General features: G+C 63.5%; 12 protein-coding genes and 1 riboswitch. Of the genes, 4 read left to right on the top strand and 8 right to left on the bottom strand.

The window, feature by feature from the left end:
• The first annotated feature begins 68 nt into the window (after positions 1-68).
• Positions 69-929, top strand: a complete 861-nt coding sequence (locus tag ACP15O_RS00970) for an inositol monophosphatase family protein (protein WP_425094162.1) — start codon at positions 69-71, stop codon at positions 927-929.
• Between the two features lie 40 nt (positions 930-969).
• Here ACP15O_RS00970 and gcvP read toward each other — a convergent pair whose 3' ends face one another.
• The 4 genes from gcvP to ACP15O_RS00950 form a co-directional block, all read right to left on the bottom strand.
• Positions 970-3,807, bottom strand: a complete 2,838-nt coding sequence (gcvP, locus tag ACP15O_RS00965) for an aminomethyl-transferring glycine dehydrogenase (protein ID WP_425094161.1) — start codon at positions 3,805-3,807, stop codon at positions 970-972.
• A gap of 87 nt (positions 3,808-3,894) precedes the next feature.
• Positions 3,895-4,254 (bottom strand): glycine cleavage system protein GcvH, encoded by a 360-nt coding sequence (gcvH, locus tag ACP15O_RS00960; protein WP_425094160.1) that lies wholly within the window; start codon positions 4,252-4,254, stop codon positions 3,895-3,897.
• A 20-nt stretch (positions 4,255-4,274) separates the two neighbouring features.
• Positions 4,275-5,399: a glycine cleavage system aminomethyltransferase GcvT gene (gene gcvT, locus ACP15O_RS00955; RefSeq protein WP_425094159.1), complete on the bottom strand. Its 1,125-nt coding sequence runs from the start codon at positions 5,397-5,399 to the stop codon at positions 4,275-4,277.
• 155 nt (positions 5,400-5,554) lie between these two features.
• A riboswitch (glycine riboswitch) is annotated at positions 5,555-5,641 on the bottom strand.
• 42 nt (positions 5,642-5,683) lie between these two features.
• Positions 5,684-6,130, bottom strand: coding sequence for an RrF2 family transcriptional regulator (locus tag ACP15O_RS00950; RefSeq protein WP_425094158.1), 447 nt, complete (start codon positions 6,128-6,130; stop codon positions 5,684-5,686).
• Between the two features lie 91 nt (positions 6,131-6,221).
• Between ACP15O_RS00950 and ACP15O_RS00945 the strand changes: the two genes are divergently transcribed.
• The gene (locus ACP15O_RS00945; protein WP_425094157.1) at positions 6,222-6,821 is read left to right on the top strand and encodes a gamma-glutamylcyclotransferase family protein; all 600 of its coding nucleotides are present in this window, start codon (positions 6,222-6,224) and stop codon (positions 6,819-6,821) included.
• Positions 6,822-6,877: 56 nt separating this feature from the next.
• Here the strand turns inward: ACP15O_RS00945 and ACP15O_RS00940 are convergent, their stop codons facing one another.
• On the bottom strand, positions 6,878-7,576 hold the full coding sequence (locus ACP15O_RS00940; protein WP_425094156.1) for a DUF998 domain-containing protein: 699 nt from the start codon (positions 7,574-7,576) through the stop codon (positions 6,878-6,880).
• A 73-nt stretch (positions 7,577-7,649) separates the two neighbouring features.
• Positions 7,650-8,969 carry a glutamate--tRNA ligase gene (gltX, locus tag ACP15O_RS00935; RefSeq protein ID WP_425094155.1) on the bottom strand — a complete coding sequence of 440 codons (1,320 nt, stop codon included), beginning with the start codon at positions 8,967-8,969 and terminating at the stop codon, positions 7,650-7,652.
• A 162-nt stretch (positions 8,970-9,131) separates the two neighbouring features.
• Here gltX and ACP15O_RS00930 point away from each other — a divergent pair, with 162 nt between their 5' ends.
• Positions 9,132-10,061, top strand: a complete 930-nt coding sequence (locus ACP15O_RS00930; protein WP_425094154.1) for an MBL fold metallo-hydrolase — start codon at positions 9,132-9,134, stop codon at positions 10,059-10,061.
• Positions 10,062-10,080: 19 nt separating this feature from the next.
• Here ACP15O_RS00930 and ACP15O_RS00925 read toward each other — a convergent pair whose 3' ends face one another.
• Positions 10,081-11,742 carry an NAD+ synthase gene (locus ACP15O_RS00925; protein ID WP_425094153.1) on the bottom strand — a complete coding sequence of 554 codons (1,662 nt, stop codon included), beginning with the start codon at positions 11,740-11,742 and terminating at the stop codon, positions 10,081-10,083.
• Positions 11,743-11,894: 152 nt separating this feature from the next.
• On the opposite strand from ACP15O_RS00925, the gene ACP15O_RS00920 reads away from it, so the two are divergent.
• The gene (locus tag ACP15O_RS00920; protein ID WP_425094152.1) at positions 11,895-13,358 is read left to right on the top strand and encodes an MORN repeat-containing protein; all 1,464 of its coding nucleotides are present in this window, start codon (positions 11,895-11,897) and stop codon (positions 13,356-13,358) included.
• Positions 13,359-13,371: 13 nt separating this feature from the next.
• On the opposite strand, the gene ACP15O_RS00915 is transcribed toward ACP15O_RS00920, so the two are convergent.
• Positions 13,372-14,037: an SDR family NAD(P)-dependent oxidoreductase gene (locus ACP15O_RS00915; RefSeq protein ID WP_425094151.1), complete on the bottom strand. Its 666-nt coding sequence runs from the start codon at positions 14,035-14,037 to the stop codon at positions 13,372-13,374.
• Positions 14,038-14,132 lie beyond the last annotated feature (95 nt).

The raw sequence follows: 14,132 nt of genomic DNA, 5'->3' as shown, positions 1-14,132 counted from the left end.
ACGTTGCATCCGCGCCCTGTGGATGCGACCCATAATGCAGATGCAGAATCACCCTAGCTTATGAGTTCATGACCGAAACGCTTCCCTTGCCCGTCACCGCGCTGAGCGCCGCTCAGCAGACCAGCCTTGTCAACATCGTGCGCCGCGCCGCCAAAACGGAAATCCTGCCGCGGTTCCGCAACCTGTCTGCGCATCAGATTGACACGAAATCGGGGCCGCAGGATCTGGTCACCGAGGCCGACACCGCCGCCGAGGCCATGATCGCGCGCGGCATCCTGCGCCTGTTTCCCAATGCTGTCGTGATCGGAGAAGAGGCCGCCGCCGCCAACCCCGCGCTGCGCCAGAAAGCCGCCGAGGCCGAGCTGGCCTTTATCATTGATCCGGTGGACGGAACCTGGAATTTCGCCCATGGGGTGCCGTTGTTCGGGGTGATCCTGGCGGCCACGCGTTTCGGTAAGCCGGTCTTTGGGATGCTCTATGATCCGATGGTGGATGACTGGGTGATCGCGGATGATCAATCGGCCACGCGCATTGCCGGCGCGGGCCGGGCCGAGCGCCCTGTATCGGTCTCAAAGGGGGGCGCGCTGGATACGCTGTCGGGCGTGATGCACTACTATCTGCTGCCCAAGGAGCAGCAGGAAAAACTGGCGCCGGTACTGCCCAGTTTTTACCGGATGGGCTCGATGCGGTGTTCGTGCCATGAATATCGGATCATGGCGCAGGGCGGTGTGGATTTCACCCTGTCCGGCGTGCTGAACCCGTGGGATCATGCGGCGGGCGTGCTGCTGTGCCAACAGGCCGGAGGCGTCGCACAGATGCTGGACGGACGCGCCTATGACATTGGAATCGAAGAAGGTTTCCTGCTGTGCGCCCCGAACCAGGAAACCTGGGACACACTGGCCGAGGCTCTGGCCCCGCTGACGGACTAAGCCCCAAAAGGCCCCGGTTATCCGGGGCCCTTTGCTGTGATCACTCGGCGTAATCCTCCATCGGCGGGCAGATGCAGACCAGGTTCCGGTCGCCGTAAGCATTGTCCACCCGGTTCACCGGCGGCCAGTATTTATCCACCCGGAACGCCCCCGGAGGATAGCATCCCTGCTCGCGGCTATAGGGGCGGTTCCATTCGCCCACCAGATCCTCGACCGTGTGGGGCGCGCGTTTCAGAGGGTTGTTTTCCGCGTCCAGCGTGCCATTGGCCACGTCGTCAATCTCGGCCCGGATGGCCAGCATGGCGTCGCAGAAACGATCCAGCTCGGCCTTGGTTTCCGACTCGGTTGGTTCGACCATCAGGGTGCCCGCGACCGGCCAGCTCATGGTCGGCGCATGGAACCCGCAATCCATCAGGCGCTTGGCGATGTCATCCACGGTGATCCCGGCGCTGTCGGCAAAGGGGCGGGTGTCCAGAATGCATTCATGCGCCACCCGGCCCGTGGGGCCCTTGAACAGCACGTCATAGGCGCCCTCTAGGCGTTTCGCGATATAGTTCGCGCCCAGAATGGCGACGCGCGTGGCCTGCGTCAGCCCCGCGCCGCCCATCATCAGGCAATAGGCCCAGCTGATCGCCAGGATCGAGGCCGAGCCATAAGGCGCGGCAGACACCGGCCCCGCGGCCCCGCCGGTTTCCGGATGGCCCGGCAGATGCGGCACCAGATGCGATTTCACCCCGATCGGCCCCATGCCGGGACCGCCGCCACCATGCGGAATGGCAAAAGTCTTGTGCAAATTCAGGTGGCTAACGTCCCCGCCCAGATCACCGGGCCGCGACAGGCCGACCATCGCATTCAGATTGGCCCCGTCGATATAGACCTGCCCGCCGTGTTCATGCGTGATGGCGCAGACCTCTTTCACCGTTTCCTCGAACACGCCGTGCGTGCTGGGATAGGTGATCATGCAGCCGGCCAGATCGGCGGCATGTTTCTGCGCCTTGGACAGGAAATCATTCAGGTCAATGTCACCGTTTTCCATGGATTTCACCGGCACGACCTTCCATCCCACCATCTGAGCACTGGCCGGGTTGGTGCCATGCGCGCTCATCGGGATGAGGCAAACATTGCGGTGCCCTTCGCCCCGCGCCTGATGATAGGCGGCGATGGTCAGCAGCCCCGCATATTCCCCCTGCGCGCCACTGTTGGGCTGCATGGAAAAATCGTCATACCCGGTGATGTCACACAGCATCCGGCTTAGATCGCTGATCATTTCCGCATAGCCCGCCGCCTGATCGGCCGGCACAAACGGATGGATGTCGGCAAATTCCGGCCAGCTGATAGGGGCCATTTCAGCCGCCGCGTTCAGCTTCATCGTGCACGAGCCCAGCGGGATCATCGCCCGGTCCAGCGCCAGATCGCGATCGGCCAGACGGCGCATATAGCGCATCATCTCGGTCTCGGCCCGGTTCATGTGGAAAATCGGATGGGTCAGAATATCGCTGTCGCGCAGCGCATGTTCGGGCAAGCGCCATTCGCCGGGCTGATCGTCGCTGCGCGTGATTCCGAAGGCGCGCCAGACGGCCTCGATCGTGGCGGGCACCACGGCCTCGTCCAGCGTGATCCCCACCTTGGTTTTGCCCACCGGGCGCAGGTTCACCCCCTCATCCACCGCCGATTTCAGAACGGCCTGCTGCAACGGGCCGACCTCCACGGTCACCGTGTCGAAAAACGTCTCGGGCTGAACGCTGAAACCGGCCTCCTCCAGCCCTTTGACCAGGCGCACAGCCTTGCGATGGATCCGCTGCGCAATCGCGCGCATCCCGTCGGGCCCATGAAACACCGCATACATGGACGCCATCACCGCCAGCAACGCCTGCGCCGTACACACGTTCGAGGTCGCCTTCTCGCGCCGGATATGCTGCTCGCGCGTTTGCAAGGACAGACGATACGCCCGGTTGCCCCGCGCATCCACGGAAACCCCCACCAGACGCCCCGGCATCGCCCGTTTGAAACTGTCGCGGCAGGCCATATAGGCCGCATGAGGCCCCCCATAGCCCAAAGGCACGCCAAACCGCTGGGTGGATCCAACAGCAATATCCGCCCCCATCGCGCCCGGTTCTTTCAACAAAACCAAGGCCATCGGATCGGCAATCACAACCCCCACCGCCCCGGCCGCGTGCAACGCGTCCATCTGAGCAGTGAAATCACGCACATGCCCATAGGTGCCCGGATACTGGAACACCGCACCGAACACCGCCTCCGGGTCCAGATCCTCAGGCGCACCCACGATCACCTCAATCCCCAAAGGCGCCGCCCGCGTCTGCATCACCGCGATATTCTGCGGATGACAATTCTCATCCACAAAGAACCCCCTGGCCTTGGATTTCGCCACCCGCTGCGCCATGGTCATCGCCTCGGCCGCCGCCGTCGCCTCGTCCAGCAAAGACGCATTAGCGATCTCCAGCCCCGTCAGATCAGACACCATGGTCTGATAGTTCAACAGCGCCTCCAGCCGCCCCTGGCTGATCTCGGGCTGATAAGGCGTATAAGCCGTATACCAGGCCGGGTTCTCCAGAATATTGCGCTGGATCGCCGGCGGCGTCACCGTCCCGTGATACCCCATGCCGATCAGGCTGCTCAGAACCTTGTTCTTCTCGGCCACCTCGCGCATCCGGCGCAGCATCTGCCGCTCGCTCAGCCCCGGCGCAATCTCCAAAGCCCCCTCAGCCCTGATCGCAGCAGGCACCGTCTGGTCGATCAACGCCTCCAGACTCCCGGCCCCCACAACCTGCAACATCTCATCCATCTCCGCCAAAGACGGCCCGATATGGCGCCGGTTGGCAAAATCATAAGGCAAATATTCCGTGGGCTTGAACGCCATGGTCCCTGCTCCTTCGCGTGCTTCTTTTTGATCCAAATACTCTCGCCGAAGGCGGCCCGACACCGCCCCCCGCGCCAGCGTCAGAGCCTAGCCAACCAGCTCGGCATAGGCATCCTCGTCCATGAACGCATCCAGCGCGCTCAGATCGTCGACCTTCAGCTTGAAGAACCAGGCCTCGCCCAGCGGATCCTCATTCACCTTGCCCGGCTCATCCACGATGGCCTCGTTCACCGCGACAATCTCACCATCCAAAGGCGCCGCAATATCCGAGGCCGCCTTCACGCTCTCGATCACCGCCACCTCATCGCCGGTGGACACCATGGTGCCGATCTCGGGCAGTTCCACGAACACCACGTCCCCCAGCTGGGTCGAGGCATGTTCCGTGATCCCCACAATCACCACATCGCCATCCACGCGCAGCCATTCATGATCTTCGGTATATTTCATCGGTTTTCTCCCTGTTCGCTTTATCGTTTGAAATTTGCTGGCACAAAGGGCAGCGCCACCACCTGTACAGGCAGGCGTTTGCCGCGCACTTCGCCATAGATCGTTGTGCCGGGGCGGGCCATGTCCGCGGGCACATAGCCCATCGCCACCGGCCCCTGCACCGTCGGGCCAAACCCGCCCGAGCTTACCTGTCCAATCGCCGCGCCGCCGGTTTCGCTGGCGAATAGCGGCACGCCCTCGCGCATCGGGGCGCGGCCTTCGGGGCGCAGGCCCACGCGGGCGCGGGGCGCACCGTTTTCCAATTCAGACAGAATGCGATCCGCGCCCGGAAAGCCCCCCGCACGCGCCCCGCCCGTCCGGCGGATTTTCTGGATAGCCCAGCCCAGCCCCGCCTCAATGGGCGAGGTCTGCGCGTCGATGTCATGACCATAGAGGCACAGACCGCCCTCCAGCCGCAGACTGTCGCGCGCGCCCAGCCCGATAGGCAGAACGGTGTCATCCTCCAGCAGGGCGCGGGCCAGCGGCTCGGCCACCGCCGCAGGCACCGAGATTTCATACCCGTCCTCGCCCGTATAGCCCGAGCGCGAGACCCAGGCCTCGGCCCCCAACAACGTCACCGTGGCCACATCCATGAATTTCATTTCCGCCACGGCAGGGTTCAGCCGCGCCAGCGCCGCCTCGGCCCCCGGCCCCTGCAAGGCCAGCAGAGCGCGATCCTCGATCACCTCAAGCAGGACATCGCCGGGCAGATGCGTGCGCAGATGGGCAATATCTGCCTCTTTACAGGCCGCATTCACCACCAAAAACAGATGATCCCCGCGATTGGCCAGCATCAGATCGTCCAGAATGCCGCCCTGATCGTTGGTGAAAAACCCATAGCGCTGGCGGTTCCTTCCCAGACCGGCGATATTCACAGGCACCAGGGCCTCCAGCGCCAGGGCGGCGGTTTCGTAATCCGCGCCGCGCAGGATCACCTGGCCCATATGGCTGACATCGAACAGCCCGGCGGCGCGGCGCGTATGTTGATGTTCCTTCATCACGCCGGCGGCATATTGCACCGGCATGTCATAGCCGGCAAAAGGCACCATCTTGGCGCCCAGATCGCGGTGCAGCAGGTCCAGCGGTAATGTCTTCAGATCGGTCATGGCATCCCCTGTTTGACGAAAACCCGAGACAGTCTGACCCCCTCGGCATCCCCCCGCCACGGCTGTGACGGAACATTTGATGCCCCCTCTGTCCATGTGCCTGAGATCGCTATCCCTTCGGCGGACGCGTCTGGCGCGCCTCTCTCCAGAGTTTTAATGCCCGATCGGTCCTGGTGGCCTGAGAGTTTCCGGGGCGGTTGCTCCTTCGGCACCGGACAAGCCGGTTCTCCCGATCAGATGGAATCTGATTAGACGAGTCGTGTTCTTACGGCAAGGGGTCGTTTTTATGCGGTGCAGCGCAAAGGCGACATAATTTCCAGCAGCTTATCGTTGCCGCACACCAGCTCATCCAGGGAAATGCCATCCAGATGGGTATAGAATGCCTCGGCCGCGCCGGCGATGGCCAGTTTCAGGCGGCAGGCATCCACCAGCGGGCAGGTGTTATCGACATCGGCAAAACACTCGGCGATGGGCACGCTGGATTCCAGTTCGCGAAACACCTCTCCGATCTGGATTTCACGGGTCGAGCGCCCCAGCTGGATACCGCCGTTCCGGCCCCGCTGCGTGCGCAGATAGCCCAGCTGCCCCAATTGATTGATCACCTGCGCCAGATGATTTTCCGAGGCATTGCACCTGTCCGCAATTTCCGATTTTGTCACCAGGCGGCCATTGTTCGCAGCGCAGAACATCAGGACTCGGATCGCGATATTGGTTCGTTTGGTAATGCGCACGGGCGTTTTCCTTGGGTCACAGTTGCCTGAAACTGCCGAAAACCAACGGATTTGGGATTGATATGGATCAAGACGGGGGCATTTTATCTGTATGAAAGATGTATTTTTCTTCGGCTACGGGTCTTTGGTGAACCGCCAGACCCATGCGTATGGCCACGCCGAGCGCGCAACCGTGCGCGGCTGGAGGCGCATCTGGCGGCATACCGCGCTGCGTCCGGTGGCGTTTCTGACAGCCGTGCCCGACCCGCAAAGCACGATTGACGGGCTGATCGCTCCCGTCCCCAATGGCGACTGGCGCGCGCTGGATGCCCGCGAACACGCCTATGACCGCGTGGTTCTAAAAGACAGCCCCGACCACCCGCTTCCCTATGATCCGCAGGTGGCGATCTATTCCATCCCCAGGGGCAAACACGGCGCGCCGGATATGGCGCATCCGGTGCTGCTCAGTTATCTGGACGTGGTGGTGCAGGGCTATCTGCACGAATTCGGCGAGGCCGGCGTTGCCCGTTTTTTCCAGACAACGGATGGTTGGGATGCCCCGATGCTGGATGACCGCGCCCATCCGCATTACCCCCGCCACCAGAGCCTGCCCCCCGACGAAACCGCCCTGGTGGATCACTGGCTGGATCATCTGGGCGCGCGGGTGGTGCATCTGGACGATCACCCGCCGATCCCGCGCAGCGCGGGGTAAGGGCGAAAGCGCCCGCACCGCACGATCGCGATGGTCAAACCGGGTCCGAGTGCCCTTCACCGATCGGTACGGCCACCGGCTGAAAGCCCCGCTCTGACGATCACCAGCACGGCCAGATAGGCCGCACCCAGATAGAGTTTCTGCCACAGCCCGGCATACATCTGAGGCCCCTTGGACCCAAGAAACACGGCAAATCCAGCGCAGGCCACCAAGGACAATCCCAAGGCAAGTTTGCGCGCCCCGGCTACCGACCCGGCCACCGCCCCAGCCATCAGCCCGGCCAAAAGCCCCAAAGACCCAAGCCCCGCCCCAATCCCGTGCAGCTTTCCATTCAGCGTTTCGGCCTCGCCCGGCAAATCTTCGGGAAAAAGCCCCGCAACGATCCCCGCCCCCATCGCAAAGGCCAGCAGGCCCGCGCTGAAAATCCTGTGCTTCCTGTCTTGCCCGGCCCGAAGGCCGCTCCAAAACGTCAAAACGCATAACGCGACACCGAAAAACACCAGCCAAACCGCAATGATCCCAAAGACGGGGCTGTGCCGATGCCCCAGCGTGCTGAGCGTGTCATGCAGATGGGAATAGCCCGGATAATACGGCCCCAGCACGAGCGGCACCGCCATATCTGCGGCAAAGAGCAGCGCAAAAAGCCAAAACATGACAAGACCGCCGGGGCGGCTCTCGGTTTCGGGCATCTGTTTGCTGTTGAACGCCATTCCGCGCAGGATACCAGCCGCGCCGCGCAACCGCAAAGCCGACATTCCCCGCCTGCATGTCGCCTGAATCGAAAAGGCCAGCCGCATCGGGCTGGCCTTCGCAGAAATCCAAAACAGATTAGCGCGCTTTCACCACCTGCAACAGAGGCATCAGATCCCCCATATCCGGCCCGTGGCCCTGCCCGGTCAGCGCCTTGCGCAGCGGCATGAACAGGCCTTTGCCCTTGCGGCCCGTCGCGTCCTTCACGGCCGAGGTCCAGGCTTTCCAGGTGCCCGCGTCAAACGGGCCCTCGGGCAGCAGCGCCATGGCCTGAGCAATGAACGCGGCGTCTTCTTCGGCTATGTCCGGCTCGGCACCATCGCGGCACAGCGTCCACCAGCCCGCCAGATCGGATTTCACGGTGATATTGTCGCGCGTCACCGTCCAGAATTGCGCCGCCAGATCGTCCGGCACCCCCAGGGCGCGAATGTCTGCGGCCATGTCCTCGTAGGCCAGCCCTTGCAGGTAATGGCCGGTCAGCGGGAACAGATCCTGCACGTCGAATTTCGTGGGGGCCGAGCCGAAATGCGTCAGATCGAACCCTTCGGCGATCTCGTCCAGCGAGGTCCGCAGTTCCACCGGATCGGACGAGCCCAGGCGCGCCATCAGCGACAGCACCGCGGCCGGTTCGATCCCCTGTTCGCGCAGATCCTTCAGCGCCAGCGTGCCCAGACGTTTCGACAGGGCCTCGCCCTGGGGGCCGGTCAGCAACGAATGATGCGCGAAATTCGGCGCGCTGTGGCCCAGGGCCTCCATGATCTGAATCTGCGTCGCGGTGTTGGTCACGTGGTCCGAGCCGCGCACCACATCCGTGACGCCCATATCCGTGTCATCCACAACCGAGGCGATGGTGTACAGCACCTGCCCGTCCGCGCGGATCAGCACCGGGTCCGAAACGCTGGCCGCATCAATGGAAATATCGCCCAAGATACCGTCAGCCCATTCGATCCGTTCCTGATTCAGCTTGAACCGCCAGTAGCCGCCCCGTTCGGCGCGCAGCTTGGCCTTTTCGTCCTCGGACAGGTTCAGCGCCGCACGGTCATAGACCGGAGGCTTGCCCATGTTCAGCTGTTTCTTGCGCTTCAGGTCCAGCTCGGTGGGGCTTTCGAAACATTCGTAGAACCGACCGATTTCGCGCAGCTTGTCGGCGGCCTCGGCATAGAGATCCAGCCGTTCGGACTGACGCTCCATCCGGTCCCAGGTCAGGCCCAGCCATTCCAGATCGCGCTGGATCTGATCCACATATTCCTGCTTGGAGCGCTCGGGATCGGTGTCGTCGATCCGCAGGATGAACTGGCCGCCGGCCTTGCGGGCGATCAGATAGTTCATCAGCGCAGTGCGCAGGTTACCAACGTGAATGTAACCCGTAGGCGAGGGTGCAAAACGTGTCGTGGTCATGGGAATCTCCTGATTGGCGCCTCCAATTCCACATGTGGCGCGAATTGTCCAGAAAATCGGTGGCACGGGGCGGGCGGGTCACATTCGCGTGAGGGCAAAGGTCGCGCCGCCCGCGCGCCCTACCCTCTGGGCAGCATCAGATCACAGAGGAGGACCACAGACATGACGAAAGCCCCACATATTTCGCGCCGCGCGGCCCTGTTGGGGGCGGCCAGCCTGCCGCTGATGACCGCTGCCGGCCCCGCCCTGTCGGCGGCCCAGATGCTGGGCGTCGCGCCGCCCTTGTACAACCGGGTCAAGCTGGGCGAATTTGAGGTCACTGCCCTGCTGGCGGGCACCCGTACCGTGCCGGACCCGCAGACGATTTTCGGGATGAATGTCTCGGCCCAGGAATTTGCCCAGGTATCCGCTGCCCATCACATCCCCGCCGATGCCGCGCAGTTTTTCTTTACGCCCACGGTGGTGAACACCGGCACGCAGCTGATCTTGTTCGATACCGGCCTGCAAGGCGCCGCGACGGTGCAGGCGCTGAAAGCCGCCGGGTATGACGCCGATCAGGTGGACACCGTGGTGCTGACCCACATGCACGGAGACCACATCGGCGGGCTGATGACCGATGGCGCGCCCACCTTTGCCAAGGCCAGCTATGTCACGGGCCGGGTGGAATACGACACCACAGCCGCCGCCGGAAACGCCCGGTTCGATCAGATGGTGCGCCCCCTGGCCGAGCACATGACCATGCTGGAGGACGGCGGCACCGTCGCCAGCGGCGTAACCGCGATGGCTGCCTTTGGCCACACGCCGGGGCATATGGCCTATCATCTGGAAAGCAACGGGCAGCGGCTGATCCTGGCGGCCGATTTCGCCAATCACTATGTCTGGTCGCTGGCCTATCCCGACTGGGAGGTCAAATTCGACCGCGACAAGGCCGCCGCCGCCCAGACCCGCCGCCGGATGCTGGACATGATGGCCGCCGACAAGGTGCCGTTCATTGGCTATCACATGCCTTTCCCGGCGATGGGCTATGTGGAAACGCGCGGCGCGGGCTATCACTATGTGCCCGCCTCGTATCAATTGATGCTGCAACGCTAGGTCGCGCCGCGCGCGGCCCCTAGCTGGGGTCGCGCCAGCGGTTCACGATGGGATAGCGCCGGTCCAGCCAGAAGGCCCGCGGGCTCAGCCGCGCACCTGGGGCGGACTGAAAGCGTTTGTATTCGCTGATATAGAGCAGATGCTCGACCCGTTTGACGGTATCGCGGTCGAACCCGGCCGCCACGCAGTCGGCCACCGAGGCCTCGCCATCCACCAGCATCATCAAGATCGCGTCCAGCACCTCGTAGGGGGGCAGGCTGTCTTCGTCTTTCTGATCGGGGCGCAGCTCGGCCGAGGGGGGCTTGTCGATGATCGAGACCGGGATCACCGCACCCGCGTTGCCCTGCATCCAGTCGGGGCGGTGGTTGGCATTGCGCCAGCGGCAGCAGTCAAAGACGCGGGTTTTATACATGTCCTTGATCGGGTTATAGCCGCCCGCCATGTCGCCATAAATCGTGGCATAGCCCACCGCGACCTCGGATTTATTGCCCGTGGTCAACAGCATTTCCCCGAATTTGTTGGACAAGGCCATCAGCAGCAGCCCGCGCAGGCGGGACTGGATGTTTTCCTCGGTGATGTCGGGCTGAGTGCCCTCGAACAGCGGGGCCAGGGTGTTGGTGATCGCCTGGCGGCCCTCGGCAATCGGCACATAGTCATAGCGGCAGCCCAGACGTTCGGCGATGTCCTTGGCATCATCCAAAGACCCCTGCGAGGTATATTCCGAGGGCAGCATCACGCAGCGCACATTTTCAGCGCCCAAGGCATCCACCGCAATCGTGGCCACCAGCGCGGAATCGATCCCGCCCGACAGGCCCAGCAGCACCTTTTTGAACCCGGTCTTCCCCATGTAATCGCGCAGGGATTCCACCATCACGCGGTAATCTTGTTCCATGTCATCGGGGTGATGCGTCTTTTCGCCCGGCACCGCGCGCCAGCCATCGGGGCCGCGTTGCAGGTTCACATGGGCGATGGCCTCGTCGAAGACGGGCAGTTGCACGGCCAGCTCGCCATGTGGGTTCAGCACAAAGCTGCCGCCGTCAAAGACCTGATCGTCCTGACCGCCCACCATGTTCAGATAGATCAGCGGCAGCCCGGTCTCAACCACGCGCGAGACCATCATGTTCAGACGGACCTCCATCTTGCCACGAAAATACGGGCTGCCGTTGGGCACCAGCAGGAATTCAGCGCCGGTTTCCTCCAGGGTTTCGGCGACATCCTCGTGCCAGGCGTCCTCGCAGATAGGGCTGCCGATCCGGGTATTGCCCACCGAATAGGGCCCGCCCAGGGGGCCGCTGTCAAACACGCGAACCTCATCGAAAACGGTTTCATTGGGCAGGTGATGCTTCAGCACGCGGCTGACAACCTGGCCATTGCGGCAGATGTAATAGGCATTATAGAGCTTGCCGCCCTCGACCGCCGGAGCGCCGATCCCCAGCGTCGGGCCATCGGCACATTGCGCGGCCAGCGTTTCCACCGCGGCAATCGCCATCTGGTGGAACACCGGCTTCATCACCAGATCCTGAGTATTATAGCCAGTGATGAACATCTCGGGCAGGGCCACCATATCGGCCCCGGCGGCCTTGGCCTTCTGCCAGGCATCCAGCGCCTTGGCGGCATTGCCGGCCAGGTCTCCGACGGTTGGATTCAGCTGGGCCAGCGTCAGGCGGAAATTGTCGGACATGGGGTGCCCCTCTTTGCTGCGTTCCCTCCGATTTACCAGAACCACCAGCGAGGAAAAGCCGGTTTGACCAAAAGGCGTTGTCTAAGGCGGGGTGGTCCACTAGATTTCGGGCAACGCACACAGGGCACCCTCACGCTTCGGGCAGGACATTTATGGCTTTCACGCGCAAGATCATCGCAGCCGTCGCTGCCGGTTTCATCGCAGGCATGGGCCCGGCCCTGCCCGCATGGGCGCAAGACGGCGTTCAAACCAAGCAATACGAAGATGGCGGCGTCTATGAGGGCACGTTCAAGGACGGGCTGCAACATGGCACCGGCACCTACCGCCTGCCCAATGGCTATGAGTATACCGGCGACTGGGTAAACGGCGAAATTCGCGGGTTGGGCGTGGCGCGATTCCCCAATGGCTCGGTCTATGAGGGTGAATTTGCCAAGGGCAAACCCGAGGGCGCGGGCAAGATCGTGTTCACCGACGGCTCGACCTACGAGGGCGACTGGGTGGCGGGGAAAATCACCGGCTCGGGCGTGGCGGTCTATGCCAATGGCACCCGCTACGAGGGCAGCTTCAAGAACGCCATGCACCACGGGCGCGGCATCATGCGCACACCGGGCGGCTATATCTATGACGGTGCCTGGAACAATGGCGTGAAAGAAGGGCGCGGCACCATCACCTATCCCGATGGCGCCGTCTACGAGGGCGAGGTGCGCCGCGGCACCCGCGAGGGTCAGGGCACGCTGACCATGCCCGACGGGATGGTCTATACCGGCCTGTGGCAGAACGGCCAGATCCACGGCCAGGGCAAGCTGACCCAAAGCAATGGCGACGTTTATGAGGGCGCGCTGGTCAATGGCCGCCGTCAGGGGCTGGGCAAGGTCATCTACGCCAATGGCGACACCTACGAGGGCGAATTCGCCGACGATCACCGCCAGGGTCAGGGCGTGTTCACGGGCGTGGACGGCTACCGCTACGAAGGCTCTTGGGTGGCGGGCCAGATCGAAGGGGCGGGCAAGGTTACCTATCCCGATGGCTCGGTCTATGAGGGCCAGTTCCGCGCGGGCACCGAGGACGGGATCGGCAAGATCACCTACCCCGACAGCGCCACCTACGAAGGCGAATGGCGGCAGGGCGTGATTGATGGGCAGGGCAAAGCCACCTATCGCAATGGCTCGGTCTACGAGGGCGGCTTTGTCAACGCGCGCAACCACGGCCATGGCATCATGACCTACCCGGACGGCTACCGCTACGAGGGCAACTGGTCCGATGGCAAACGCCACGGCGCGGGCAAGGCCACCTATCCCAACGGCATGGTCTACGAGGGCGATTTCGTGAACGGCCAGCGCGAGGGCATGGGCACGATCACCGCCAAGGACGGCTTCAAATACGAAGGGGCCTGGAAAGCAGGCGAGATCAACGGCCAGGGCAAGGCCACCTATGCCAATGGCGATGTCTACGAAGGCATGTTCGCGGATGGCAAACGCCAGGGCCCCGGCACCATGCGCTATGCCAGCGGCCAAGAGGAAACCGGCAAATGGGAAAACGGCGCGCTGGTCAGCGGCCCGGCGGCCGAAACCGCCCCCCAAACGGCCCCTCAGACAGCCCCCGCCGTGGCGGAATAGCGCCTGCCCGCCCCTACCAGGGCACCGCAGCACCGCGCCAATCAAAGAACCCTCCGGTCTGCGCCGCGCTCAGCCCGTTGACCACGGCCAGCAGATTCTGCGCGGCCTCGGCCGGGGGCACGGTGGGGTGACGCCCCGCATAATCCGCTGTGAATTCTGTCGCCACCGTGCCGGGGTGCAGCGCCACGCAAATAGCTTGGGGATGGGTGCGGGCCAGCTCGATCGCGCCGGTGTGGATCACCTGATTCAGCGCCGCCTTGGCCGCGCGATAGGAATACCAGCCCCCCAGCCGGTTATCGCCAATGGACCCGACCCGCGCCGACAGCGCCGCAAACACCGCCCGCCGGTTTCGGGGCAACAGGTGCAGCGCGTGTTTCATCACCAGCGCCGGCCCGATGCAATTGACCGCGAACTGATCGGCCATGGCGCGCGGCGTCAGCGTGCGCAGCGTCTTCTCAGGCGGCCGCCCTGCCCCCGCCAGCGCCCCGGTGGCCACAAAGATCAGATCGAACCCCGGCCCGAGCCCCTGCAAATGCTCCCGAACCGAGCCCTCATCCGTCACGTCCAGCCCCGCCGCGCTGCGTGACAGCCCCGTCACCTGCACCCCACGCGCCCGCAACGCCGCCGCAAGCGCCGCGCCAATCCCGCCCGAGGCGCCGATGATCAGGGCTCTGTCCATACCGCCGATCTAGCGCGACACGCCCGCCGATCAATATCTCCAAATTCGCGCTTTTCTTTTCGGATTTCGCCTCCTATAAATCGTGGCCATGAATA

The sequence above is a fragment of the Youngimonas ophiurae (nom. illeg.) genome, assembly GCF_049803795.1.
Classification (GTDB): Bacteria; Pseudomonadota; Alphaproteobacteria; order Rhodobacterales; family Rhodobacteraceae; genus Thalassobius.
This window is presented reverse-complemented; position numbering and strand designations above follow the sequence as displayed.

Coding starts and splice junctions, on each gene's coding strand:
- ACP15O_RS00970 (WP_425094162.1), top strand. CDS start 69: ATGACCGAAACGCTTCCCTTGCCCGTCACCGCGCTGAGCGCCGCTCAG.
- gcvP (WP_425094161.1), bottom strand. CDS start 3,807: ATGGCGTTCAAGCCCACGGAATATTTGCCTTATGATTTTGCCAACCGG.
- gcvH (WP_425094160.1), bottom strand. CDS start 4,254: ATGAAATATACCGAAGATCATGAATGGCTGCGCGTGGATGGCGATGTG.
- gcvT (WP_425094159.1), bottom strand. CDS start 5,399: ATGACCGATCTGAAGACATTACCGCTGGACCTGCTGCACCGCGATCTG.
- ACP15O_RS00945 (WP_425094157.1), top strand. CDS start 6,222: ATGAAAGATGTATTTTTCTTCGGCTACGGGTCTTTGGTGAACCGCCAG.
- ACP15O_RS00940 (WP_425094156.1), bottom strand. CDS start 7,576: ATGTCGGCTTTGCGGTTGCGCGGCGCGGCTGGTATCCTGCGCGGAATG.
- gltX (WP_425094155.1), bottom strand. CDS start 8,969: ATGACCACGACACGTTTTGCACCCTCGCCTACGGGTTACATTCACGTT.
- ACP15O_RS00930 (WP_425094154.1), top strand. CDS start 9,132: ATGACGAAAGCCCCACATATTTCGCGCCGCGCGGCCCTGTTGGGGGCG.
- ACP15O_RS00925 (WP_425094153.1), bottom strand. CDS start 11,742: ATGTCCGACAATTTCCGCCTGACGCTGGCCCAGCTGAATCCAACCGTC.
- ACP15O_RS00920 (WP_425094152.1), top strand. CDS start 11,895: ATGGCTTTCACGCGCAAGATCATCGCAGCCGTCGCTGCCGGTTTCATC.
- ACP15O_RS00915 (WP_425094151.1), bottom strand. CDS start 14,037: ATGGACAGAGCCCTGATCATCGGCGCCTCGGGCGGGATTGGCGCGGCG.